Source organism: Arthrobacter sp. HY1533 (genome assembly GCF_027568515.1).
Taxonomy (GTDB): Bacteria; Actinomycetota; Actinomycetes; order Actinomycetales; family Micrococcaceae; genus Specibacter.
On sequence record NZ_JANKZF010000067.1, the window covers coordinates 1 to 849 of the forward strand.

The 849-nt window shown below is 61.7% G+C and carries 1 pseudogene; it reads right to left on the bottom strand.

Annotation, left to right across the window (positions count from 1 at the left end):
• Nucleotides 1-799 (bottom strand): annotated as a pseudogene (locus PCK14_RS19305) (IS5 family transposase); the annotation flags it as partial.
• Between the last annotated feature and the right edge of the window lie 50 nt (nt 800-849).

Here is an 849-nt window from a genome sequence, read left to right on the forward strand (position 1 = left end):
TAGGGCGTGTCTCTTAGAGCGGTGAGCCAGATGGTGAGGGCGCGGAGAACGGCTCCGTCTCGGTAGGTAGGGGCGAGTTTGTCGTAGCGGGTTGCCAGAGCGCGCCATTGCTTGTAAGTGTTGAAGTTCCGTTCACCGACATTGCGGCCTTTATAGTCGTCCTTGTCGAACGCTGGTGGCCGGCCGTCGGCTGAGCCGCGGCGTTTCCGGTGCCCGATCTGATCGGATGGTTGCGGGATGACGGCCGTGATGCCCCGGTTCCTGAGTTGGGTCCGGATGGACCTTGAGGAGTAGGCCTTGGTCTCCGCGCACCCGGTCCGGGCGGATCCGTGGCCTGCCGTTGCCATCGACCAGGGCATGAATCTTCGTGGTTAACCCGCCGCGGGAACAGCCAATTGCATGGTCGAGAGGCTCATCGAGCAGATTCATATAACTCGAAGGGTCCACCCTGTGGGGCGGGGAAGATTCGTGCCGTGCTGGTGAGCACGGTTGACCGTGGAATCTACTGAGACCGCCAATCCACCAGGCCTTTAGCATCCGCTGCGGTGAGTAGCTGGGCCAAGATCCCGTCCCACGTGCCGTCCCCGCTGTAGCGGCGGTGGCGTTTCCAAATCGTCTGCCATGGACCGGACTCGGTCGGCACATCACACCAAGGGATCCCGCACCGGTGCCGGTAAATGATTCCCTCGACCACCTTGCGCTCCTCCCGAAACGGACGGCCCCGACGGCCGGAGGAACAAGGAATCAGCGGCTGGATACGGACCCACTGGACATCCGTCAAAACAGAAGTACGCGACACTCCTCATTCATCTCGCACCACCGCACAACCATTTGGGAGACACACCCTAG